Raw genomic sequence first — 23547 nt, forward strand, 5'->3', positions numbered from 1 at the left:
CAGCCTGGCCACAATTAGCGCCGTCGTTGGCGTGAGATCGGCCCGCTACGGATACGGTCGTGCATGATGGATGTGGAGCGCGCAGGCAGCAGCGGCACGCATCCCGGCGCCGCACGGCGCCGGGTGCGGGCGGGCCGGGCTCGTCTCGTAGGGCTCCTCGTGGCTTTCCTCGCCGTCCTCGCCCCGCTCCTGACCGCGTCCCCCGCGGCCGCCGAGACTCCGGCGCCGGCCACCACGTCCGACCCGCAACAGCGCGTCGTCCTCCTCGGCATCCCGGGCCTGTCCTGGCCCGACATCACCCCCGAGGGCATGCCGACGCTGTACGACCTGGCGGGCTCCGAGGCGGCCGGCTCGCTGACGGTGCGCACCGTCCGCACCCGCACCTGCGTGGTCGACGGCTGGCTGACGGTGAGCTCGGGGCGCCGCTCCACCGACCTCCAGGACATCGACGCCGACGGCGGGGGCGACCGCTTCTGCCGCCAGCCGCCGGAGCCGACGTCCGCGCCGGACGGGCCGGGCGTCGTCGTGCCGGGCTGGGAACTGCTGCAGCAGCAACAGGAGGACAACTCCTACAACGCCGAGATCGGCCTGCTCGGCGACCGCCTGGCCGAGGCCGGGGTGTGCGCGACGGCCGTCGGCCCGGGCGCGGCGCTGGCGCTGGCCGACTCCACCGGGCGGGTCCCGTCGTACCACCAGAGCTCCGGCGACATCGGCGCCGGGCTGCTGAACGAGTGCCCGGTCACGGTCGTCGACCTCGGCGGGCTGCCGAACCCGGCCCCGAACGGCAGCGACGAGTTCGCCGACCAAGCCGCCCTCGACGCCCGCGCGCAGACCGCGGCCGTGATCGACCAGCAGGTCGAGCGCATCATCGACCAGCTGCCGCCCGACACCGCGCTGATGATCGCGGGTCTGTCCGACAGCGTCGGCACCACCATCCCGCTGCCGGACGAGCCGACGCCGATCCCGCCGGCCGGGCTGCGGGCCGCGCTCGCCATGGGCCCGGTCGCCGACGGCGGCACCTTCGGGCCGAACTGGCTCACGTCGTCGTCCACGCTCTGGCCGGGCCTGGTGCAGCTGACCGACATCGCGCCGACGCTGCTCGCCTACGCCGGCGTCGAGGAACCGGCGAAGGACGTCGTCGGACGGCCGTGGCGGCCGGCCGGCCCGCACCCGGGCAGCTCCGCGGGCACGGTGTCCGAGCTGAACGGCGTCGACCGCGCGTCGGCGATCTACCGCGACCAGTCCGGGCCGTTCTTCCAGATCCTCGGCGGGCTGCTGGTGGTCGTGTGCGCGGCGGCGCTGCTGGCGCTGCTGCGCGGGGTCTCGTTCCGTCCCGCCGTCCTGCGCGTCGTGCAGGTGGTGGCCGTGCTCGTGGCGGCGGCGCCGGTGGCGTCGTACCTCGCCAACATCACCCGGTGGTGGCGCTACGACCAGCCGAACACCGTCCTGTGGACGTCGATCGTGGTGAGCACGCTGGCGTTGACGATCGTCGCGCTGGCCGGGCCGTGGCGGCGCCGGGCCTACGGTCCGCCGGGCGTGGTGGCCGGTGTCACGGCGACGGTGCTGGCGGTCGACGTCGCCAGCGGGTCGAGCCTCCAACAGTCCAGCCTGCTGGGGCTGTCGCCGCTGGTGGCCGGCCGGTTCTACGGATTCGGCAACATCCCGTTCGCGATCTTCGTGGTGGCCAGCCTGGTGGCCGCGGCGGCGCTGGGCCAGTGGCTGCTCGACATCGGCAAGTCCCGCCGGCTCGCGGCGGGCGCGGTCGCCGCCGTCGGCATGATCGCCGTGGTCATCGACGGCGCGCCGCAGGCCGGCGCCGACGTCGGTGGCATCCTCGCCGCCATCCCCGGCTTCGCCGTCCTCGTGCTCGGCACCCTCGGCGCGCGCATCACCATCGCGAAGCTGGCGCTGGCCGCGCTCGGCGCGACGGCGCTGTTCGGCCTGTTCGCGTTCCTCGACTGGCTGCGCCCGCCCGGCTCGCGCACCCACTTCGGCAGCTTCTTCGCCGACCTGCTCTCCGGCGACGCGCTGACGGTGATCTTCCGCAAGGCCGAGGCGTCGCTCGGCACGCTGGAACGCTGGCCGATCTACGGCTGGCTGGTGCCGCTGGCGTACCTGCTGATCCTGTGGCTCATCCGGCCCGACGGCGAGAACGCGGTCAGCCGCACGGTGCAGCACTGGTCGCTGTTCCGGTACCTGGTGTGGGCGGCGCTGCTGACCGGCGCGGCCGGGTTCGCCGCCAACGACTCCGGCATCATCGTGCCGGCGCTGCTGCTGACGGTCGGCGTGCCGCTGGGCATGGCGGCGGTGGCCGCGTCGCAAGGGGCGACGCCGGTGCCGTCACCCGCCGAGCGCGAGCTGCTGTCGCCGTCACCCTAGGGCGGTCACCCGCTCCAGCAGCCGGGTCTGCTCGTCCGCGGCGAGCGGCACCTCGAACAGCCGCAGCCACTCGGCCAGCTCACCGTCGCGCAGCTCCCGGTGCTCCGTGGCCTCGCCGGGACGGCGGACGGTTACCGTGCGGTGCGTGACCATGACGTGCCGGCCGGGCAGGTGCTTGCCGACCATGAGGCCGGTGCGGAAGTGGATGCCCGGGAACGTGCTGGTGTAGTGGTGCGCCATGACGACGTCGATCGGCTTCACGTCGTACTCGTCCGTCGTGTGTGCCAGCTCCCAGCCCGCCTCGCGGTAGCGCTGCAGCCCCCAGAGGCCGGGACCGGCACTGACGACGCGGTACGGCCAGCCGTCCTGATCGGACTCGGCGCCGTCGGCCAGCGGCGTCGGCCGCAGCAGGCCCATCCCGAACCCGGGGTCGCAGAGCAGCCGGTCACCGTCCAGCACGACCTCGACGACCATGTGGCTGCGGCCCTGCTGGGTGCCGGCCGCGGGGTCGCCGACCCGGCCGAGGTGACGGACGACGTCGTAGCCGAGCCGCTGCAGCGCCGCGGCGACGATGGTCGAGTGCTCGAAGCAGTAGCCGCCGCGGCCGCGGCCGGCGAACTTCTCCTGGACGGCGGCCAGCCCCACCCCCGCGTGCTGGTCGAGCAGCACGTCGATGTTGTCGAAGGTGAACGTGCGGACGTGCGCCTCGTGCAGCTCGTCCAAGGCCGCCCGGCTCGGCGGGCGCTGCGCGATGCCCAGCCGCGTCAGGTAGCCGGCGAGGTCGAGCCGATCGGTCTCCCAGGGGTCAGACACGGCGGAACCTGGCCGGGGCCGACGGGCGGATGCCGCGGGTAACCAGCGCGCGCATGACGTGTGCGTACTGCTTGCCGCGGTGCAGCTGGTCCTTGAGGTCGGTGCCGGTGACGCGGTGATGGAACTCGACGTCGACCTCGACGACGCGGAAGCCGGCCCGCAGCAGGTCGATGGTCAGGCCGGTCTCGACGCCGAACCCCTCGGCCAGCGGCAGCGCGGCCTCGAACGCGGCCCGGGTGAGGCAGCGCTGGCCGGACAGCGGCTGCGTGGCCGTCCAGCCGGTGGCCCGCTCGATGCCGGTGCGGGCGAGGTCGACCACGAGCCCGCGGCCGCCGCCGTCGGTGCGCTGGGCGGGCAGCACGCCGATGGTCATGTCGGCCTCGCCGGACAGCACGGGGCCGATCAGCGGCCGCGCGTTGCCCGCCGTCGACTCGAGGTCGGCGTCGAGGAAGAGCAGCGCGCGCGGCGCCGTGCGGCCGGTCTCGCGCGCCTCGATGGCGGCCAGCGCCGTGGCGCCGGTCTCCATGGCGGCGGCCTTCCCGCGGTTGCGGGCGTGCCCGACGACGATCGCGCCGGCTTCGGTGGCCGTGGCGGCCGTGCGGTCGGTGGAGCCGTCGTCGACCACGACGACGAGATCGACCCCCGGAATGCTCGTGGTGGCCTCGACGGTGGCCGCGATGCGGTCCTGCTCGTCCTTGGCCGGGATGATCGCGGCGACGCCGTCGGCCCGGGGGTCCTCGGTGGTCATGGGCGCCAAGCTTAGAGGGGCCCGCGTCGTGGCGAGAGGGCAACCGGCACGCCGCTCGCGTAACCTCGGCTCACGATGACCACACCCGCGTCCACCACCGTCGACGCCGCCGACTCCGAGGTCGGGCGGCTGCGCACCGTCATGCTGCACCGGCCCGGCCCGGAGCTGAAGCGGCTCACGCCGCGCAACAACGACAAGCTGCTGTTCGACGGTGTCCCGTGGGTGGGCCGCGCACAGGACGAGCACGACGCGTTCGCCGGCACGCTGCGCGATCACGGTGTCGAGGTGCTGTACCTCGCCGACCTGCTGACGGAGACCCTGGCCGGCGACGACGCGCGGCACGCGTGCGTCGAGGCGGCGCTGGCCGACCCGCGGCATGGCGACACTCTGCGCGACGTGCTGCGCTCGCACCTCGGGGGGCTGCACCCCGACGACCTCGCCCAGGTGCTCATGGCCGGGCTCGCGCACGAAGAGCTGCGGTCCGGTCGCGGGCTCACCTACCGGCTGATGGACCCGCACGACTTCGTCATCGACCCGCTGCCGAACCTGCTGTTCACCCGCGACTCCAGCGTCCGCATCGGCGACCACGTGGCGGTCACCAGCCTCGCCATGGCCGCGCGGCGCCGCGAGACCAGCCTGACGTCGGCGATCTACCGGCACCACCCGCGCTTCGCCGGCGTGCCGGAGGTATACGGGCCGCAGCTGGAGAACCTCGAGGGCGGCGACGTGCTGCTGCTCGGGCCCGGTGTCGTCGCGGTCGGCACCGGCGAGCGGACCACGCCGGCCGGCGTCGAGCGGCTGGCCCGCAACGTGCTGAGCGGCGGCCTCGCGCACACCGTCCTGGCGGTCCCGATCGCGCAGGACCGCGCCACGATGCACCTCGACACCGTCCTCACGATGGTCGACCACGACGCGATCGTCATGTACCCGAACCTCGCCGACGAGCTGACCGCGGTCGCGCTGCGGTGGTCCGGCGACGACCTCGTCATCGACGGCGAGCCGGCGCCGTTCGTCGAGGCGGCCGCGGCGGCCATGGGCATCGACGCGCTGCGCATCGTCGAGACCGGCCTCGACCCCGTCACCGCCGAGCGCGAGCAGTGGGACGACGGCAACAACACGCTGGCCATCGGGCCGCGGCTGGCCGTCGCCTACGAACGCAACACCGAGACCAACGCCCGGCTCGAGGACGCCGGCATCGAGGTGCTGCGCATCGCCGGCAGCGAGCTGGGTTCGGGCCGGGGCGGGCCGCGGTGCATGTCGTGCCCGATCCGGCGCGACTCCGCGGCGTCGCGCGGTCGCTGACGCCGGCGTACCTCGCGCCACGGCACGGTTACGACAATGGTACAGACCGGTCGAGACCGGACCGTAACGGTATGAATCTCAAGAAGTCGCCGATCGGTGGAACTTCCACCCCTGGTAGGCGGTAAGCTCCAAAGAGGCCCCGGTCGCTCGTGTTCCCCCGTCGTGAGCGGTCGGGGTCTTCTCTGCGCCGGCCCTCGGTGACGTCAGCGGATGGTGACCTGACGGTTCGCGAGGCCGGCCCGCGCGCGGCGCTGCTCGGACGTCAGCGGGGCCTTCTCGGCCACCGCCTCGGCCAGCCGTTCGCCCAGTGCGGCGGCGGGTTCCTCGACGGCGTCGGAGGGCGTGCCGTCGACCAGATCCCACACCGGGACGAGTAGGCCGGCGGCGCGGAACGTGCCGAGCAGCCGGGTGCCCTCGCCGAGCGTGTCGTCGCCGGCGGCGTGCAGCCGGGCCAGCCCGTCCAGCAGCGGCTCCTCGTCGTACGGGAGCACCCAGCGGACCTGGTCGCGGTCGCCGAGGCTGCACCAGTAGGCGGCCTCGACGGACGTCAGCCTGGCCGCCGGAACGACGGCCGAATTGGCCTCCTCGAGCGCCGCCTTGGCCTCCGATCCGGTGTCCGACTCGGGATCCAACCAGTAGTCGAATCCGTCGTGAACCGTCACCTGGAATTCCGCGTCGGTGTCGATGAGGTCGTGCAGCCGCGGTGTGCCGGACGTGCGCGGCTCCGGGCTCACCGTCGAGCCGGGCTCGGCCTCGAGCGCCGCGGCCAGCGTGTGCCCGAGGTCGGCGGCGGGGTCGCCGGTGGACGTCATGGTCTGCAGCGCCAGCAGGATCTCGCCGTTCTCGCGCACCAGCGCCGGGAACGCGCCCGGCAGCAGCGTGCAGACGATGACGGAGCGGTCGTCGCCGGAGGCCGGCCGCAGCGGCGCCGTCGCGGCGGACACGATCTCGCGCATGGCCACCCAGTCGCACTCGCCCGGCAGTCCGGCGAACGGGCGGACGACGTACTGCCGCTCGGCCTCGCGGGCCTTCTTTCCGTGGCAGACCTTGTAGCGCTTCCCCGAACCGCACGGGCAGGGCTGGCGGGGGCCGACGACGGGAACCTCGGTAGTGGCACTCACGACAGGCGAGAGTAACACCGGTTGGCGGCCGCGAGGTCTGACGTCAGTCCCGAAGGGACACAGCCGGTTCCGGTCGCCGGGTGTGAGCCGGACGGCGTCAGGCGCCGGAGTTCCACGGGCCGACGACGGCGTGCACCGTCACCCGGCCGGGCTCGGACCGCACCCGCCACTCGCGGGCGATGGCGTCGACGATGGACAGCCCGCGGCCTTGGTCCTCGGTGGAGGTGGGCTGACGCACGCGCGGGCGCTCGGAGCCGCCGCCGTCGCTGACCTCGACGAGGACGTCGTCGCCCAGGACCGCCCACTGCAGCACGACTCCGGTGCGGGTGCCGCTGAGCGGCAGCGGCTGCGCGTGCAGGATGGCGTTGGTGACGAGCTCGGTGACGACGATGAGCGCGTTCTCGATGACCGTGGGTGAGACGTTGGTGTTGCGAAGGTCTTCGGCAACCAGATGGCGAGCGTGCGGCACGTTGCTGACCTCGCCGGTCAGCTCGACGGAGCGTGCGCTGTTGGATCGGGCCTCACGCCTCGTGGCCACGACTCGACCCACTGGTTGATCTCCCTTCACCGGACCCACGCCACCCGCATCCAGTGGTGCCCACTGCACGACTCTGCCAAACCTCCCGACAGTGAACCATTCGCCACCCGATCACGTCCATATGTTGAGATGTGAGTTCTCCGGCTCTCCGGTTTCACGGCCGACTGTGCAGGTGGCCGGGCTGTCGCCGCCGCACCGTAGATCACCAGCGCGTTTACCTGATCTTGCGCTGCCGGCGCGTGCGCGGGCGGGTGCGCCGGGATGCCCCCATCGCGCGGATATGTCCGTCCGTGGCTCGTCCTTCCGTGCCGAAGTGGCGGATCGACCGCTAGGTTAGGGCGGGGCGGAGAGGATGACGATGTGGACTCACTCCCGGTCTTCGGGACAACGTGGGGCGGAAGGGGATCGGACCGGGGGAGCGTCGGGCGACGCCATGGTCGACGCTACTGGCGACGATGTGCCCGGCCCCGCCAACACGCGCGGCAACGTGTCGTGGTTCGAACCCGGCGTTCCAGTATCGCCGGCACAGGCGCGACAGAACGGCGCGGCCGCGGTTGCGGATGCCGGCCAGGAGAGTGACACTCGGTCGGGTCCGGCCGGCGAGGACGTCCCGTCACCCGACGGCGAGTCAGGAGCAGGTGCGGCAGCAGGTACCGAGGCAGAGCCGGAGCGAGCACTGGAACCTCAGCCAGCCAACACCACAGGCCTCGACGAAGAGGCGCTGCGGGAGAGCCTGACCTTCGTCGAGGACCATCTCGACGCGGTTGGCACCGACTTCTACGCTCAGTTGTTCACCATCGCGCCGGAGACCCGCGAGATGTTCGGCGCGGGCATGGCGGTGCAGCGGTCGCGGCTGGTGGGCGCGCTGGTGCGCATCGTCGGCAACGCCGGTGACCGCGAGTCGTTGCAGCCGTACCTCGAAGGGCTCGGCCGCGACCACCGCAAGTTCGGCGTCATCGACCAGCACTACGCGCCCGTCGGCACGGCGCTGGTCCTCGCCGTCCGCCGGTCGCTCGGCGACGCGTGGACGCCGCGGCACGAGAAGGCGTGGATCGACGCGTACGACTACATCGCCGGCATCATGGTCGGCGCCGCCCGCCGCGACGCCGTCATCTCGCCGCCGTGGTGGGACGCCGAGGTCGTGTACCACCGGCGCATCCTCGACGACCTCGCGATCATGCAGGTCCGCCCGCACACGGACTATCCGTACCGGCCCGGCCAGTACGCGTACGTCACGACGCCGCGGCGGGCGAAGATCTGGCGGGCCTACTCCATGGCCTCCGCGCCGCGCGACGACGGCCTGCTCGAGTTCCACGTCCGCACCGTCGGCGCCGGCTGGGTCAGCAGCGCGCTGGTCTGGCGCACCGAACCCGGCGACGTCCTGCACCTCGGCGCGCCGCAGGGGCACGACGTCGCGACGCCGCGGTCCGAGCACGACCTGCTCTGCATCACCGGCGGCACCGGCATCGCGCCCGTGCTGGCCACGCTGCAGGAGTTGGAGCAGCGCCAGGACGGCCGCCGTGTCCACGTCTTCTACGCCGGCCGCGACCGCGACCACCTGTACGCGCTGCCGCACCTCGAGTCGATCGGCGTGCGCTACCGGCGGCTGACCGTCGTCCCGGTGGTCTCGCCGGACGGGCCGACCGACCGCAGCCCCGACCTCATGGGCAACATCGTCTCCGCCTACGGCGACTGGCGAAAGCACCGCGTCTACGTCGCCGGCCCGACGGGCATGGTCTCGACCAGCCTCGAGCGGCTACGCCAGCAGGGCGTGCCCGCCGAGCAGATCGTCGTCGACGATTACGGTCTCTGGTGAGGTCTAGGGCCTTCTAGTCCTCACGCTAGACATCGCTAGAAGGCCCGATTCACCGCTTGATGAGTGAGTCCGATTGATCGGGTGGACGTTTCGTCGGCTGCTCGCGGCGTTGGCCGTCCCCCTGCTGCCCATCGTCTTAGCCGCGCCCGCGCGCCTCAAGTCCGCGCCGCTGTGGTTGGCGTTCGCTGGGCTTGGGGGCTTGGGGGCTTGGACTTGACCCGCACGCGCGCGGCCAAGTGCGGGCAGTTATCAGGGGAACGGGGGAAGTGCGGGCAGAGCCCGCCCGGGTGCGCCGTCGGCTGGCCGGCTGGCGTTCGTCGTTGCTGCCGGTGCACCGTTGGTCGTCCTCGACTCCCGGAGCCGTCTTCGATGGCGAGAGTCGTGTTCCGGGCGCCGTTGGACGATTCTGGCCATCGAAGACGGCCCAGGGCATCGACGTCACTCGCGTGGTGGGCACTTCACCCGCCGCAGCACCGGATGACGGGTCGTCATCGGCGGTCATGCGGTGCTTGCGCGGGTGAGGTGCACCCGCCGCGCGTGAACTGGCCGCCCAGGGCTGCGTAGATCAAGAGGCTAGGGACCCTGGCCGACTCCGCGCTCGTGCAGGGCATCGGCGAGCGCCCGGCTGACCTTCGCCGCGCCGGTGACGTTCTTCGGCGACATGGACGCCCAAGGCGCCGGGCGGGCACGGGCCGAGCTTGCTCAGCTGCGCGAACCCGTAGACGTACGCGGAGCCCGACGCGGACTCCAGGCGGACCGTCCGGCTTCTCGTCAGCCGGCCCGGCGCCCGGACGAGCCGCCGACCGTCAGACGGTGGCGTGTTTGCGCAGGTAGATGCCGAAGTGCGGGACGGTGAACGCGATGGTGCCGCGCTCGGCGGAGTAGACCAGCCCCTTCTTGATCAGTGAGTCGCGGGCCGGCGACAGCGACGACGGCTTGCGGCCGAGGTAGGTGGCGACGTCAGAGGTGGGGACGACGCCGTGGGTGTCGTCGGAGAGGGCGGCCATGGCGCGCAGGTACTCGCGTTCGGCCGGCGTGGCCCGCTCGTACCGCGAGCCGAAGAAGCCGACCGCCAGCTCGGCCTCGGCCTCCGGCGCGGCCATGCGGACGTCGTCGGCGCCGATCGGGTCGGTGGGCGCGTTGTCCCACGTCACCTTGCCGTAGGCCTGCACGAAGTACGGGTAGCCCTCGGTGGCCGCGTACAGCGCGTCGAGCGCCGCCGCCTCGTACGTCACCCCCTCGTCCTCGGCCGGCGCGACCAGCGCGCGGTCGGCGGCTTCGCGGTCCAGCCGGTCGATGCGCACGTACCGGAACAGCCGCTCCGAGTACGACTTCGACGCGGACAGGACGGCCGGCAGGTGCGGCAGCCCTGCCCCGACGACGACCAGCGGCAGGCCCTGCTGGGACAGCTCGTGGCAGGCGGCGCACAGCGCGGACACGTCCGGTGCGGGGATGTCCTGCATCTCGTCGACGAACAGCGCGATGCCGACCCCGACGTCGCGCGCGACCCCGGCCGCGTCGACCAGCAACTCGACGAGGTCGACCTCGATGTCGCCGGTGTCGGCCCGCCCCGTCGCCGCCGGCGCGTCGATGCCCGGCTGCCAGCGGTCGCGCAGCTTCGCGTCGTTGCCGGCCGAGCGCAGCGCGAACGCCTTCAGCACTCCGAGGAATCCGTCGACGCGGTCGGGGTCGCGGTGCCGCGGGGTCAGCTCGCGGACCGCCATGTGCAGCGCGCTGGCCAGCGGGCGGCGCAGCGACTGGTCCGGCCGCGCCTCGATCTTCCCGGTGCCCCACATGCGCCCGATGGCCTGTGACCGCAGCGCGTTCAGCAGCACCGTCTTGCCGACACCGCGCAGCCCGGTCAGCACCAGCGACCGCTCCGGGCGGCCCCGCGCGATGCGCTCCAGCACGACGTCGAACTGCTGCAGCTCGCGGTCGCGGCCGGCCAACTCGGGCGGACGCTGACCGGCGCCGGGAGCGTAGGGGTTGCGCACCGGGTCCATGATCGGACTCTATGGGGTCGTCTAGCGGTATCCGTAGATTTCGCTAGACGACCCCATAGGCGTGTCGCGGATCGGGGCGAATCAGGTGTGCTGGTTCACCCGGATCTGGTTGCCGAACGGGTCGCGCAGCGTGCAGTTGATGCCGTACGGCTGCTCGGTCGGCTCCTGGGTGAACTCCACCCCATTGGCCGACAGCTCCGCGAACACCTTGCGGCAGTCGTCGGTGGTGAGGACGCACACCACACCGAGCGCTCCCTTTGTCAGCAGGTCCCGGACCTGACCGGCGACCTCCTCGCTGAGCGCGGGCGGGCCGGGCACCTCGAGGAGGAGATGCCGTTGGGGGTCGTTGGGCAGGGCGACGGTCAGCCAGCGCGTGAAGCCCATGTCGACGTCGTTGGAGACCTTGAAGCCGAGCTTGTCGACGTAGAAGGCGACCGCCTCGTCCTGATCGAGGACCTGGACGGTGGTGATGTTGATGGCGTTGAACATGGATTCCACGCTAGGGGCCGGCGACGGCGGCCGCTTCTCCGAAACTGCTCGATGCCGCGGGGCGGGTCCAGGCGTGCACGAAGCAGCCCGGCGCCGGTAGCGGCCGGCTCCGGGCACGGTACGCCGAGGGCGACACCCCGATGATCGACGCGAAGGTCCGGCTGAACGTGCCGGTGCTGGCGAAGCCGACGGAGAGGCCGACGTCGGTGACACTGGCCGCGGAGTCGCGCAGCAGCGCCATCGCACGCTCGACGCGGCGGCGCTGGAGGTAGCGATGCGGCGGCTCGCCGAAGGTGGCCTTGAACTCCCGGGTGAAGTGGGCCGGCGACATCAGTGCGACGTGAGCCAGGGCCGGCACGTCCAGCGGCTCGGCGAACCGCCGGTCGATCGCGTCGCGGGCGCGCAGCAGCCGGCGGTTGGCGTCCTCCGTCGCGCTCAGCCTCACTCGCCGAGAATACGTCCCACCACCGGCAGCTCGACGGACGTCCGGGCGAGGTCGACGGTGACGGTGGGCAGCTGGCTGGGCGCCCCGGACCGCCAGTAGTCGGTGCCGGCCAGGATCAGCCCGACGCGGTGACCGGCCGGTACAACGTGGTCCATGGCGGTGAGGTCGAACGTGATCGTCTGCGCCCGCCCCGGCCGCAGCGGCAGTTGCCGCCACAGTGTCGCCCAGTGGCCGAGGTCGCCGGCGCCGCTGGCGAGGACGTGGTGGTCGACGTCCTGGAGGGAGAGGGCGGTGTCGAGGTAGCAGGCGCTGTCGGACGGCGTGCTCTCGCCCCAGCAGGACCGGGTGTCGAGGTTCTCGATGCCCCAGCCCGGGTTCAGATAGTCGTGGACGGTCGCCGGCCCGTAGTCGACCAGCGCCGCCGACACCACCGCCTCGGACGTCGTCGACGACGCGTGCACCGTGACCGACGCGGAGCCGGACAGCCGCAGCTCGGACTCCAGCGGCTCGGTCCGGAACAGGACGCGGGCCGGCGACGGCTGGTCCGGGTTCGCGGCCCAGACCCAGCGGTCCTGCTCGGGGTCGTCGGTGAACGCATCGGTGTCGCCGGCCGGCGCGGTCGCCGTCGACAACAGACCGGGTGACGACGGGCGCAGCGTCACGTCGCGCGCTCCCGCGGCCGGCCAGCCGGCCTCGTCGGTCCACGAGCCGGGGGCATGCTCGACCGACACCATCGGCTCGTCGTCGATGCCGTTGTCGATGTCGAGCAGCCACCGGTCGAACCAGCGGTGCAGCGTCTGGACCCAGCGCTCGCGGTCGAAGTCGAAAGGGTCGACGTGGCCGGCCTGGGTCAGCCACAACTTGCGCGGCACGTCCGCCTCGGACAGCGCGTCCCACCAGCGGGCGAGGTGGTCCGACGGCACCGCCTGGTCGGTGAACCCGTGCACCAGGAAGACGCTAGCCTCGACGTCGTCGGCGCGGCGGGTGTAGTCGCGCTCGGCCCAGTACCGCGTCCAGTTGCCGTCGTCGTCGAACCGGGTCTCCAGGTCCTGGAAGAACGGCTCGCACAGCTCGTACGCCTTCGGCGTCAGCAGGTTCGGCGGGCCGCTGCGCAGCGGCGCGTAGCCGCCCCAGGCGCCGTTCGCGTTGTGCTGGTGGTAGTACGAACTGACGGCGCCGATCGGCACGATCGTGCGCAGTCCCTCGACGCCCAGCGCGGCCACGCCGTTGGCGACGGTGCCGTCGGCGGACTTGCCGATCATGCCGACCGCGCCGGTCGACCAGCCCGCGTCGGCGGTCTCGTCGCCGGTGGCCGACGTGTACGCGGTGGCGCGGCCGTTCAGCCAGTCGATGACGGTCGCGCTGGCGCCGGTCATGGCCGGGCCGCCGCCGTCCGGACAACTCGTCGACCGGTTCGTCCCCAGGTCGTCGACCAGCGCGACGGCGTACCCGCGGGGCACGAAGTAGTTGTCGTAGTAGAGCGGGAACCCGACCGGCTCGCCGTTCTCGTCGTACGCCTTGCGCTGGGACTCGTTGCCGCGGCCGCAGCACAGGTAGTACGGGCTGGTGTCCATGATGACGGGGACCCGCTGGCCGGCCGCGGCGGGCTCGGCCGGCCGGATGATGTCGACGGCCACACGGTCCGTCTCGCCGTCGGCGTCGAGGTCGGTACCGAGGTCGACCCACACCGACTCGCGGATCGCGTCGGCGTACGAGTACACCGACTGCGTCACGCCGTCGGCCAGCACGAACGCCGGGGCGGCGGGTTCGGCCCGGGCGACACCGGCGAGGGCGCCGGCGGTGGTCGCGGCCACGAGGAGGGGAACGGACAGACGGCGCAATCGACGCGTCACCATGATCATGGAACCTACCGGACGCTCCTCCGGTCTGTCAGTGCGCGGTCCTAGGGTGTGGGTATGGCCTGGTACCGCCCCGTTGCCGTCGCGCCCGAGCTGCGCGACGCGCTCGTGTGCGGCTGGACGGCGGAGGTCGACGGTGTCGAGTTGCTGGTGCCCGACGGCTGCGTCGACGTCATGTGGCTGGCCGACGGGCGGGTCGTGGTGTGCGGTCCCGAGACGGCGGCCTGGCCGGTCGTCCTGCCGAAGGGCACCGAGGCCGTCGGCGTGCGGTTCCGGCCGGGCGTCGCGCCGGGGCTGCTGGGCACGCCGGCGCACCTGCTGCTCGACACCCGGGTCGGGCTCGACGACGTCCTCGGCCGCGGTGCGCGGGCGCTGGCCCGTGAGGTCACCGACGCCGCGTCGGCCGACGCGCGGCTGGCCCTGCTGACGGCGGCGGCGCGCGGCTGGGTGTCCGCCGCCGACGGCCCCGACCCGCTGGCGTTGTGGACGGTGCGGGTGCTGAGCCGGCGTTCCAGCAGCATCGCCGAGCTGGCCGACGCCGCCGGGCTGACCGATCGCCAGTTGCAGCGCCGCAGCCGGGCCGCGTTCGGCTACCCGCCGTCCATGCTGCGGGTCATCCTGCGGCTGCAGCGATTCATGGCGCTGGCCCGCGCGCCCGGCAACGCGCACCTCGGCCTCGCCGAACTGGCCCACCTCGCCGGCTACAGCGACCAAGCGCACCTCTCGCACGACTGCCGCCGCATCGCGTCGAGCACGCCCAGCGAGCTGCTGCGGAGCCAGGCACCCGACTGGCACGGTCCCGGGTCCGTGGTCGACGACGTGCCCGTGCCGGCCGGCCAGGCGGCCTGACCCGCGCGGCCAGCGCCGATGTCCGATCCGTACAAGCGCCGGTCCCGCTGTCGCGGCACAGTGGAGGTATGACCGACATCGCTGACCGCTACCGCCGGCTGGCCGCCACGCTGACCGACCGCATCGAGTCCGTCCCGGCCGACCGCTGGGAGTCGCCGTCGCCGTGCGAGGGCTGGACCACCCGTGACGTCGTCGCGCACCTCGTCGACTGGCATCGCGACGTCGCGAAGCTCGGCGGCCTGACGCTGCCCGACGGCCCGCCGCCTGCCGACGACCCCGTCGCCGCCTGGACGCACACCCGCGACGCCATGCAGGACCTCCTCGACGACCCGGAGCGCGCCAACACCCCGTACGAGGGCATGTTCGGCCCGACGACGGTGGCCGCGACGGCCGACCAGTTCCTCGGGTTCGACCTCGTCGTGCACGGCTGGGACATCGCCCGTGGCGCCGGCCTCGACGACACCATCCCCGCCGAGGACGTCGCCGACCTGCTGCCCATGGTCGAGAAACTGGGCGACAACCTGCGCCGGCCCGGCGTCTGCGGCCCCGAGGTCCCGGTGCCCGACGACGCCGACGACCAGACCAAGCTGCTCGGGTTGCTGGGCCGCCGCCGCTGAAGGCGGACAATGGGGGCATGATCTCCGTCGAGCTGGCCCGGAAGCTGCGCGAGGCGGGGCTGCGCTGGGAGCCCCGCCCCGGCGACCGGTTCGTCATCGCCGACCGCGGCATGGACGACGAGGTCTTCGTGGTCTCCCACATGGTCGTCGACGTACACGAGTTCCCCAGCGGCGGCCGGGTGCTGGGCTTCAACGGCACCGTCGAGTGGGCGCTGGACAGCGTCGAGCAGGAGGCCGCGCTCTGGCTGCCCGGTGAGTCGCGGCTGCGCGAGCTGCTGGGCGGCGCGTTCACCGGGCTGCACCGCACGGACGACGGCTATCGGCTGACACTCGACGTCGGCGGGCGGCGGGTCGAGGTCGACGACGAACGGGCCGAGGAGGCGTACGGCAAGGCGTTGCTCCATCTCGCCACGGGCGACTGACGGTAGGGTCTCGCGCAACGAACGGGGGGCGTCGGAGCGCCGAGATCGAGGAGACCCGACCCGTGGACGTTCTCGAGTTCATCGCGATCAACCTGTTCAACGAGGTATCGATCCTCATCGGCCTGATCACGGCCCTGGGCCTGCTGTTGCAGCGCAAGCCGGTCGAAGACGTCGTCGGCGGCGCGATCCGGGCGACGATCGGGATCATCATCCTGTTCATCGGCATCGACGTGTTCGTCGGCGGGCTGGCGTCGTTCCAGGTGATCGTCTCCAGCGCGGTCGGCCTGGACCCGCCGTCGTCGACCAACACGCTGGACGAGTTCCTGGGCACCCACGGCAGCGACATCGCGCTGGTCATCACGCTCGGCTTCGTGGTGCACCTGGTGCTGGTCCGGGTGCTGCGGACCCGCTACGTGTACCTCACCGGCCACCTGCTGTTCTGGATGGCGGTCGTCATCACGGCGTCGCTGGTGCAGGTGTTCGGCGAGCTGGACCGCTGGCAACTGGTGCTCGTCGGCTCGGTCGTGGCCGGCTGCTACTGGACCGTCCAGCCGCTGTTCATCGCGCCGATGATGCGCCGCGTCATCGGCTCCGACGACTGGGGCTACGGGCACACCAGCTCGTCGGTGGCGTGGCTGAGCGGGAAGCTGGCGCCGCTGGTGGGCGACCCCCAGCGCGACGACGTCGAGCAGGTGAAGGTGCCGAAGCGGCTGTCCTTCTTCAAGGACGTCACGGTGTCGACGGCGGTGGTGATCGGGCTGATCATGCTGGTCGGGCTGGCGTTCGCCGACGGCGGCGTGGTCGACGAGCAGGCCGCGGCGTACGACCCGGAGATCCACCCGTGGGTGTGGGGGATCATCGCGGCGCTGCGGTTCGCCGCCGGCATCGCGATCCTGCTCTACGGCGTGCGGATGTTCCTGGCCGAGATCGTGCCGGCCTTCACCGGCATCAGCGAGAAGGCGATCCCCGGCTCGCGGCCGGCCCTGGACGCGCCGACGATCTTCCCGGTGGCGCCGACGGCGGTCATGGTCGGCTTCGTGTCGACGACGGCGACGTTCCTCGTGCTGATGGGCGTGTTCGCGGCGGCCGGCTGGTTCGTCCTGGTGCCGCCGATGATCATGCTCTTCTTCGTCGGCGCGGGCGCGGCCGTGTTCGGCAACGCGTTCGGCGGCTGGCGGGGCTCCGTGCTGGCGGGCGTCGTCACCGGCGTCTCGCTGGCGTTCGGCCAGTGGCTGGGCTGGAACCTGCTGTCCGACACCGCGCCGGAGCTGGCCACGCTGGCCGACCCGGACTGGTACCTGATGATCCTGCTGCTGCTCGGGCTGGGCGAACTGTTCTCCGGGTTCGGCGACAACGGCGTGCTGCTGGCCGGGCTGGTCGTCGTCGCCGTCTTCGGGGTGTGGACGTGGTTCCTCAAGCGTCTGCAGCGCCGCGACGACGCGCGCCTGGCAGAGTCGGAGGACGAGCGATCTGACGTGTCGAGAGAACGGTGAGTACCCGATGTCCCCAGCACCGAACCGCCCGCTGACCGTCCTGGCCGTCTGCGGCGTCGGCATGGGCAGCAGCCTGATCCTCAAGATGAACGCCGAGAAGGCGCTGAAGTCACTCGGCGTCGAGGCGAAGGTCGAGCACACCGACGTGTCGTCGGCGCGCGGCATGCGGGCCGACGTCGCCATCGCGCAGGGCCTGCACGCCGACGACCTCGGCTCGGTCGCCCCGGTGGTGCTGCCGATCAGCAACTTCATGGACGTCGACGGCCTGCGCCGGCAGCTGGAGGAGGCGCTGCGCGCGCAGGGCTGGTTGTCGTGACCGCCCCCGTCATCGACGCCGTCGTCGACGTGCGCGCCGCCGACTGGCGCGGCGCGGTGCATGCGGCCTGTGCGCCGCTGGTCAGCGACGGCGCGCTGGAGCCGCGCTACCCGGAGCGGTGCATCGCGATCGCCGAGGAGCACGGGCCGTACATGGTGCTGGCGCCGGGCATCGCGCTGGCGCACGCCCGGCCCGAGGACGGCGCGCTGGCGCTGTGCCTGTCGGCGGCCGTCCTGGCGACGCCGGTCGAGTTCGGCCACGACCAGAACGACCCGGTCGACGTCGTGCTGGCCTTCGGTTCCCCGGACGACGCCGCGCACCTGGCGCTGCTGCAGAGCCTCGCCGAGCACCTGCTGGACGGTCTCGCCGACGAGCTGCGACTGGCCCCGGACCGCGCCGCCGCGGTGCGCGCGCTGGCCGCCGTCGGCTAGGTCATTCCTCGATGGCGCCGCCGATGGCGCGCAGGTGGGCCCGGAACGTGAGGCCGGGCTCGGCGCGGCGGCGGTCGAGATAGTCGGTGAAATGGAGCTGGTCGCGCAGCGTCGTGCCGTCGCGGACCAGCTCGGCCTGCTGCCGCTCGGTGTCGCGGATGGCGGCGGCCAGCGTGGTCAGCTCGGCGGCCCGGGCCAGCGGCACCACGACCACGCCGTCGTCGTCGGCCAGCAGCGCATCGTCTCGGGTGACCTCGAAGCCGTCGACCGTGGCCCGCACCAGCCCGCCGTCGGCCGGCCGCGGGTCCAGCCGCTGCGGCCCGGTGGGCAGCGCGCCGAGGCTGAACACCGGCAGCCCGATGGCCCGGACGTCGGCGGTGTCGCGGTGCAGTCCCCAGATGACGACGCCGGACACCCCGGCCGCGCGCGCCTCGAGCACCGCGAGGTCCCCGACGCACGCTTCGTCGCGCCGCCCGCCGTTGTCGACCACCAGCACGTCGCCCGGCCCGGCCGACTCGTACGCCTCCAGGAACACGTCGACGCTGCCGACATGGACGCACGGCAACGCCCGGCCGGCCGCCCTCCACCCGGCGACGACCGGCGGCAGCGACGCACACCGCACCGGCACCCCCGCCCGCAGGCACGCGTCGGCCAGGTGCGCGGTGGTGAGGTTCTCGAACATGCCCCGACTCTATGGCCCTCGTTCACTCCTGAAGCGGCAGCCAGACCCGCATGGTGGACGGGCCGCGGGAGGCCCAGGAGTGGTAGGGCACCAGCCTGATCCGGGCCGGCGCCGCGTCGGCGTCGGCTCCGGCGTCGGGGGCGTACGGCCAGTCGTGGTCGCCGGGGCCGGCGAGCGCGCCGGACGCGAGCACCGCGCCGTCGGCGTCGGTGGCCAGTGGCGCTCCGACGTCCACCCGGACGGCGTCGACGTCGCGGCCGGCGGGCAGGTCGGTGGACTCCGCGCACAGGACGAGCGGACCACGTTCGACGGCGACGGTGCCGCGCAGCGCGTCGATCCGCGGGTCGGCCCGGACCCAGCGCGGCTGCATCGGCAGCTCCAGCCGCACCTCGTCGCCGACGGCGAACGCCGCGGTCACCGACGCGAACCCGGGCCCGACCGGCCGCCGCGCGCCGTCCGGTGAGACCAGCACCGCGCCGTCGGCCGCCCACGCGGGCACCCGCACCGACAGCGTCCACGGCGCGGAGGACGTCTCCGTCACGCGCAGCCCGACCGCGCCGTCGGACGGGTAGCCGGTCGTCATGACGAACCCCGCCGGCCGGCCGTCCGCCAGCCGCGTCGACACCGAGGCGTCGGCGTACTGGTGCACCTGCAGGCCGTCGTCGTCGGCCGTGACGAGGTAGGCGGCGAGGCTGGCGAAGGTGCGGGCGAGGTTGTTCGGGCAGCAGGACACGTCGAACCAGGGGGCCCGGACGCCGGACTCCGCGCGCGGATGCTGACGGTCCACGGCAGGCAGCCCGCCGATCCGGCGCCGGTGCAGCGTGTTGACGTAGAAGAAGGAGCGCCCGTCGTCGGCCGGCGAGGTGGCGATGACGTTGTACAGCGTCCGCTCGGCCAGATCCGCGTACCGCGGCGAACCCGTAGCGAGCAGCAGCCGCCACGCCAGTTGTACCGACGCCACCGCGGCGCAGGTCTCGGAGTACGCGCGGTCCGGCGGCAGGAAGAAGTCGTCGCCGAACGCCTCGTCCAGGTGCCGCGCGCCCATGCCCCCGGTGATGTACGTGCGCCGCGCGACGGTCGCGGCCCACTGCCGTTCGATCGCCGCCAGCAGCTCGTCGTCGCCGGTCTCGACCGCGACGTCGACGGCGCCGGAGGCGAGGTAGAGCGCCCGGACGGCGTGCCCGTGAAACGCGTCAGCGGAGCGCACCGGCACGTCGTCCTGGAAGTACGCCCGGCCGAACTCGACGTCGGCCAGCACCCCGTGGCCGCGGCGCGAGACGAACAGGGCCGCCTGGTCGAGGTAGCGCCGCACCCCCGTCGCCCGGTACAGCTCGACCAACGCCATCTCGACCACCGGGTGACCGCACACCCCCTGGTTGCCGGACGGCCCGAAGGTCGCGCACACGTGGTCGGCGGCGCGCAGCACGACGTCCACCAACGGGCTGTCGACACCGCCGCGCAGCAGCGCCACCCCGGCCTGGATCAGGTGCCCGTAGCAGTACAGCTCGTGGCCCCATTCGAGGTCGGAGTACCGCTCACCCTGGCCGGCATGGCCGAACGCGGTGTTGAGGTAGCCGTCGGGCTCCTGCGCCCGCTCGATCACCTTGGAAAGTTCGTCGATCGACGCCGCGGCGAACGCGTCGCCGGTGCGGGCGACCTCCCAGGCCATCCCCTCGATCAGCTTGTAGACGTCGGAGTCGGAGAACTCGCGGCCGCGGCGGTCGCGGTCCACCCGGCCCTCGACGACGGCGGCGAAGTTGTCGATCCAGCCGACCCGGCGCTCCCAGTCGAGGTTGTGCTCCAGCGTGGCCGCGGCGTTGACGGACTGCCGACGGCCCCAGAAGCCCCCGGTGATGCGCACCTCGCGCAGTCCGAGCGGGCGCAGCCGCCCGGTGCTCGGCACCATGGGCCGGCCGGTCAGATCGTCGGGCACGATGGTCATCCCTTCAGGGCTCCGGACATGAAGCCGCGCACGTAGTGCCGTTGCAGGAGCACGAACAGGAGCAGGCAGGGCAGCGCCATGATCACGACTCCGGCCTGGGTGGCGCCGAAGTCGACGGCGCCCATGGTCTGCTGCCGCAGGGTGGCGATGGCCAGCGACAGCGGGTAGCGGGAGCTGTCGTTGATCATGAACAGCGGCGCGATGAAGTCGTTCCAGGCGTGCAGGAACGCGAACAGGCCGACGGTGATCATCCCGGGCCAGACCGCGAACACCAGCACCCGGCGCAGCACGCCGAACGTCCCGCAGCCGTCGACCAGCGCGGACTCCTCGATCTCCCGGGGCACGGCCTCGAACGAGATGCGCATCATGAACATCGAGAACGGCAGCTGGTACAGCGTCAGCACCAGCGCCAGGCCGGTCAGCGAGTTCCGCAGCCCCAGCTCGCCCATCAGCACCCACAGCGGCACCAGCAGCGTCGCGTACGGGACCATGAGGATCGCGATGATCAGCAGGAACAGCGCGTCGCGGCCGGGGAAGCGGAACCGGGCGAACGCGTAGCCGCCCAGCAGCGACAGGCCGAGCGTGAACACGACCGTGAGGATCGAGACGTACGCGCTGTTCCACAGGTACGTCGGCAACCCGGCGTCGTACTCGGTCAGCGTCCGGTAGTTGTTGAGGCCGTAGCCGTCCTGCTGCGCCGTCGCGCCGTGCGGCGACACCGACGCGACGGTCGTCCAGATCAGCGGGACGAGGAACATGATCGCCAGCCCGCCGCCGAACACCCAGAACGATGTGCGGCCGATGGCCTGTTGCAGTCTCATCGGTCGCCCCTCAGCCGTCCGCGCCGCGGCGCAGGTAGCGGAACTGGGCGATGTTGATGACCAGGAGCACCAGCAGCACGACGACGGACAGCGCGGCCGCCGAGCCGAGGTCGAACCGGCGGAACGCCTCCCGGTAGATCATCATCACCACGGTGGTGGTGGAGTTGTCCGGACCGCCGTTGGTCAGGATGAAGAACTGGTCGAACGCCAGCAGCGACCCGGTGACCGAGATGATCAGGCACAGCGCGATCGACGGGCGCAGCAGCGGCAGCGTGATGCGGAAGAACGACTGCCGCTTGCTGGCGCCGTCGACGCGGGCCGCCTCGTACACCTCGTTCGGGATCGACTGCAGCCCGACCATCAGGATCAGCATGAAGAACCCGGCGAACTTCCAGACCACGAGGATGATCGACGAGAACAGCGCCATGTTGGGCGTCCCGATCCAGCGGATCGGCTCGTCGGTGATGCCCAGCCACTGCAGGATCGGGTCGATCGGGCCGATCTGCGGGCTGTAGAACCCCCAGAACAGCAGCGACGCCGACGCCAGGCCGAGCGAGACGGGCAGGAAGTAGGCAGTGCGCAGCAGACCGACGCCGCGGCGGCGCTCCTGCACCAGCAGTGCCATCCCCATCGAGAGGAGTAGCAGCACCACCACGACGATGACGGTGTACTTCAGCGTGAACCCGACCGCCGGCCAGAACAGCCGGTCGTCGGCGATGCCCGCGTAGTTGTCCGGCAGGTTGAGGCCCTGGCCGCCCTTGAGCAGCGGCCATTCGCTCGCCGACATCCGGCCGACCAGCAGCAGCGGCAGCACGAACAGCAGCAGCACGAAGATCGCGGCGGGCGCGGCGTACATCGCTCCCTGGAACGTCCGGGTGCGCCACCAGGCCCGGGAGCTGGGGGGCTGGTGCGCCGGCGGAGCCGCGGGCTCGCGCAGGACTGGGCTGGCCAAGCGTCGGTCCTTCCTCTGACGGGGCGGGCGGTCAGCTCTGCAGCGACGCGTCGACCGCCTCGTTGTCCTGGTCCAGCGTCGAGCCGTCGCCGAACACGTAGTTGCGCACGAGCGGCAGCCACGGGCCCTGCGGGTCGTTGAACGTCTCGCCGAAGCGCATCGAGTACGGCGTGCGGCCGACGCCGGCGACCTCGTTGATGGTCACCAGCCGCGGGTCCTGGTCGGAGTACTCGTTCGACGCGAGGTCGGTGCGGGCGACGACGTCGCGGTTCTGCGCCAGCACCTCGACCTGCGCCTCGTCGCCGAGCGTCCAGGCGATGAAGTTCCAGGCCGCGTCCGGGACCTCGCTGTTGCTGGAGATGCCGACGGCGTCCCCGCCGACGAACGTCGACTCGCCGCCGTCGACGCCCGGGATCGGCGCGACGCCGGTCTCGAAGGTGTCGGGCATGAGGCCGAGCGTGGTGGACGGCATCGGCATCACGCCGATGTTGCCCTCGGGGAAGACACCGGTCCACGTCGGGCCGGCCTCGTCCTGGGTGCCGGGCGCGACGATGTCGTCGTCGACCAGGCCCTTCCACACGTCGTAGACGGCCTGTGCTTCGGGCGCGGCCAGGAACGACTCGGTGCCGTCGTCGTTCATGACGTCGGCGCCGGACGCCCAGATGCTCGGCCACCACGTGAACACGAAGCAGCCGCCGCAGTTGCCGCCGAAGAAGGTGCCGCTGACGTCGCCGCCGAGGGCGTCGATGGCGCGAGCCTGCTCGGCGAACTCCTGCATCGTGGTGGGCGGCGCCTCGGGGTCGAGGCCGGCCTGCTCGTAGAGGTCCTTGTTGTAGAAGAGCACCGACAGGTCCATGGTGTGCGGCACGACGTATTTGGCGCCGTCGAGCGTGCCGACCTCGATGTGCGACTGCGCGAGGTCGTCGGCGAACGGCAGCGCGTCGATGCGGTCGGTGATGTCGAGGTACGCGCCGGCGGTGGTGAACTGCGGCACGAACACGACGTCGAGGCTGAGCACGTCGGGCAGCTCGCCGGCGCCGGCCGCAGTGCCGACCCGCGGCAGGTAGTCGTCGGTCGGGATGACCGTCAGCTCGACCTGGTTCTCGTGGCTGGCGTTGTAGGCGTCGACGAGGCGCTGGGACTGCGCCTCGGTGGCCGCCCTGGTCCACATCGTGATGGTGCTGCCGTCGTCGACTCCGTCGGCCGGCGATTCCGGCGAGGAGTCGCCGTCGCCGCCCGCGGTGCCGGTGTCGTCGTCACCGCCGCAGGCGCTCATCACGAGCGCCAGCACAGCTGCGGTCACGGCCGTCGTCGCCCGTGTCCTGGTACTACGTCGCATCGCCGTCTCCCCGGAGAACGAAAGTAGCCGAAAAGGTTTTCTGCGACCGTAGGAGGTCGGTTGGGCGACGTCAACCCTCTGTAGGGTGCAAGTTCCCCAGGCGTGAACGTGGGCGGACATCGTCGACGAAAGCCGGTCTATCCGTTTTCGGGGGCCTCGGGTACAGTCCA

22 protein-coding genes are annotated in these 23547 nt (G+C 72.3%); 9 read left to right on the forward strand and 13 right to left on the reverse strand.

Features of this window, described 5'->3' with window-relative positions; translation table 11 throughout:
- The first annotated feature begins 159 nt into the window (after positions 1–159).
- The gene (locus tag ACW62_RS09565; protein WP_053203861.1) at positions 160–2379 is read left to right on the forward strand and encodes a hypothetical protein; all 2220 of its coding nucleotides are present in this window, start codon (positions 160–162) and stop codon (positions 2377–2379) included.
- On the opposite strand, the gene ACW62_RS09570 is transcribed toward ACW62_RS09565, so the two are convergent.
- The gene (locus ACW62_RS09570) at positions 2371–3192 is read right to left on the reverse strand and encodes an arylamine N-acetyltransferase family protein (RefSeq protein ID WP_053203862.1); all 822 of its coding nucleotides are present in this window, start codon (positions 3190–3192) and stop codon (positions 2371–2373) included. The genes ACW62_RS09565 and ACW62_RS09570 overlap by 9 nt on opposite strands.
- Positions 3185–3940 carry a glycosyltransferase family 2 protein gene (locus tag ACW62_RS09575; RefSeq protein WP_053203863.1) on the reverse strand — a complete coding sequence of 252 codons (756 nt, stop codon included), beginning with the start codon at positions 3938–3940 and terminating at the stop codon, positions 3185–3187. Before ACW62_RS09575 ends, ACW62_RS09570 begins: the two co-directional genes overlap by 8 nt.
- A gap of 75 nt (positions 3941–4015) precedes the next feature.
- Here ACW62_RS09575 and ACW62_RS09580 point away from each other — a divergent pair, with 75 nt between their 5' ends.
- Complete coding sequence (locus ACW62_RS09580) at positions 4016–5242, forward strand: arginine deiminase (RefSeq protein ID WP_053203864.1); 1227 nt, start codon at positions 4016–4018, stop codon at positions 5240–5242.
- 203 nt (positions 5243–5445) lie between these two features.
- Here ACW62_RS09580 and ACW62_RS09585 read toward each other — a convergent pair whose 3' ends face one another.
- Together ACW62_RS09585 and ACW62_RS09590 are read right to left on the reverse strand one after the other, a co-directional pair.
- On the reverse strand, positions 5446–6363 hold the full coding sequence (locus ACW62_RS09585) for a DUF5926 family protein (RefSeq protein WP_205629244.1): 918 nt from the start codon (positions 6361–6363) through the stop codon (positions 5446–5448).
- Between the two features lie 97 nt (positions 6364–6460).
- Positions 6461–6901, reverse strand: coding sequence for an ATP-binding protein (locus tag ACW62_RS09590; RefSeq protein ID WP_053203866.1), 441 nt, complete (start codon positions 6899–6901; stop codon positions 6461–6463).
- A 433-nt stretch (positions 6902–7334) separates the two neighbouring features.
- Here ACW62_RS09590 and ACW62_RS09595 point away from each other — a divergent pair, with 433 nt between their 5' ends.
- The gene (locus ACW62_RS09595; RefSeq protein WP_169792022.1) at positions 7335–8717 is read left to right on the forward strand and encodes a globin domain-containing protein; all 1383 of its coding nucleotides are present in this window, start codon (positions 7335–7337) and stop codon (positions 8715–8717) included.
- A gap of 806 nt (positions 8718–9523) precedes the next feature.
- On the opposite strand, the gene ACW62_RS09600 is transcribed toward ACW62_RS09595, so the two are convergent.
- The 4 genes from ACW62_RS09600 to ACW62_RS09615 all read right to left on the reverse strand — a co-directional run bounded on the left by ACW62_RS09600 (position 9524) and on the right by ACW62_RS09615 (position 13510).
- On the reverse strand, positions 9524–10720 hold the full coding sequence (locus ACW62_RS09600; RefSeq protein WP_053203868.1) for an AAA family ATPase: 1197 nt from the start codon (positions 10718–10720) through the stop codon (positions 9524–9526).
- 81 nt (positions 10721–10801) lie between these two features.
- Entirely contained in the window at positions 10802–11209 is a 408-nt protein-coding gene (locus tag ACW62_RS09605) for a VOC family protein (RefSeq protein ID WP_053203869.1), read from the reverse strand.
- Between the two features lie 10 nt (positions 11210–11219).
- On the reverse strand, positions 11220–11648 hold the full coding sequence (locus ACW62_RS09610) for a helix-turn-helix domain-containing protein (RefSeq protein WP_053204039.1): 429 nt from the start codon (positions 11646–11648) through the stop codon (positions 11220–11222).
- 2 nt (positions 11649–11650) lie between these two features.
- Positions 11651–13510 carry a CocE/NonD family hydrolase gene (locus ACW62_RS09615; RefSeq protein ID WP_169792023.1) on the reverse strand — a complete coding sequence of 620 codons (1860 nt, stop codon included), beginning with the start codon at positions 13508–13510 and terminating at the stop codon, positions 11651–11653.
- Positions 13511–13570: 60 nt separating this feature from the next.
- Between ACW62_RS09615 and ACW62_RS09620 the strand changes: the two genes are divergently transcribed.
- The 6 genes from ACW62_RS09620 to ACW62_RS09645 all read left to right on the forward strand — a co-directional run bounded on the left by ACW62_RS09620 (position 13571) and on the right by ACW62_RS09645 (position 17641).
- A complete protein-coding gene (locus ACW62_RS09620) occupies positions 13571–14362 on the forward strand; it encodes a helix-turn-helix domain-containing protein (protein WP_053203870.1) in 792 nt (263 codons plus the stop codon).
- Between the two features lie 68 nt (positions 14363–14430).
- The gene (locus ACW62_RS09625; RefSeq protein WP_053203871.1) at positions 14431–14979 is read left to right on the forward strand and encodes a TIGR03086 family metal-binding protein; all 549 of its coding nucleotides are present in this window, start codon (positions 14431–14433) and stop codon (positions 14977–14979) included.
- Between the two features lie 17 nt (positions 14980–14996).
- Positions 14997–15401: a hypothetical protein gene (locus ACW62_RS09630; RefSeq protein WP_053203872.1), complete on the forward strand. Its 405-nt coding sequence runs from the start codon at positions 14997–14999 to the stop codon at positions 15399–15401.
- Between the two features lie 62 nt (positions 15402–15463).
- Positions 15464–16894: a PTS ascorbate transporter subunit IIC gene (locus tag ACW62_RS09635; RefSeq protein WP_053203873.1), complete on the forward strand. Its 1431-nt coding sequence runs from the start codon at positions 15464–15466 to the stop codon at positions 16892–16894.
- A gap of 7 nt (positions 16895–16901) precedes the next feature.
- Positions 16902–17210: a PTS sugar transporter subunit IIB gene (locus tag ACW62_RS09640; protein ID WP_083459554.1), complete on the forward strand. Its 309-nt coding sequence runs from the start codon at positions 16902–16904 to the stop codon at positions 17208–17210.
- The gene (locus ACW62_RS09645; RefSeq protein WP_053203874.1) at positions 17207–17641 is read left to right on the forward strand and encodes a PTS sugar transporter subunit IIA; all 435 of its coding nucleotides are present in this window, start codon (positions 17207–17209) and stop codon (positions 17639–17641) included. Before ACW62_RS09640 ends, ACW62_RS09645 begins: the two co-directional genes overlap by 4 nt.
- A gap of 1 nt (position 17642) precedes the next feature.
- Here ACW62_RS09645 and ACW62_RS09650 read toward each other — a convergent pair whose 3' ends face one another.
- Genes ACW62_RS09650 through ACW62_RS09670 form a run of 5 tightly spaced genes read right to left on the reverse strand, consistent with a single transcriptional unit; the run spans position 17643 to position 23377 of the window.
- Entirely contained in the window at positions 17643–18323 is a 681-nt protein-coding gene (locus tag ACW62_RS09650; protein ID WP_053203875.1) for an RraA family protein, read from the reverse strand.
- A 22-nt stretch (positions 18324–18345) separates the two neighbouring features.
- Positions 18346–20265: a glycoside hydrolase family 127 protein gene (locus ACW62_RS09655; RefSeq protein ID WP_053203876.1), complete on the reverse strand. Its 1920-nt coding sequence runs from the start codon at positions 20263–20265 to the stop codon at positions 18346–18348.
- A complete protein-coding gene (locus ACW62_RS09660) occupies positions 20262–21086 on the reverse strand; it encodes a carbohydrate ABC transporter permease (RefSeq protein WP_053203877.1) in 825 nt (274 codons plus the stop codon). The genes ACW62_RS09655 and ACW62_RS09660 overlap by 4 nt, the downstream gene beginning before the upstream one ends.
- A 10-nt stretch (positions 21087–21096) precedes the next feature.
- Positions 21097–22038 carry a carbohydrate ABC transporter permease gene (locus ACW62_RS09665; RefSeq protein WP_053203878.1) on the reverse strand — a complete coding sequence of 314 codons (942 nt, stop codon included), beginning with the start codon at positions 22036–22038 and terminating at the stop codon, positions 21097–21099.
- 31 nt (positions 22039–22069) lie between these two features.
- Positions 22070–23377: an ABC transporter substrate-binding protein gene (locus ACW62_RS09670; protein WP_053203879.1), complete on the reverse strand. Its 1308-nt coding sequence runs from the start codon at positions 23375–23377 to the stop codon at positions 22070–22072.
- Positions 23378–23547: the final 170 nt, after the last annotated feature.

Source organism: Jiangella muralis (assembly GCF_001270745.1).
Lineage (GTDB): Bacteria > Actinomycetota > Actinomycetes > Jiangellales > Jiangellaceae > Jiangella > Jiangella muralis.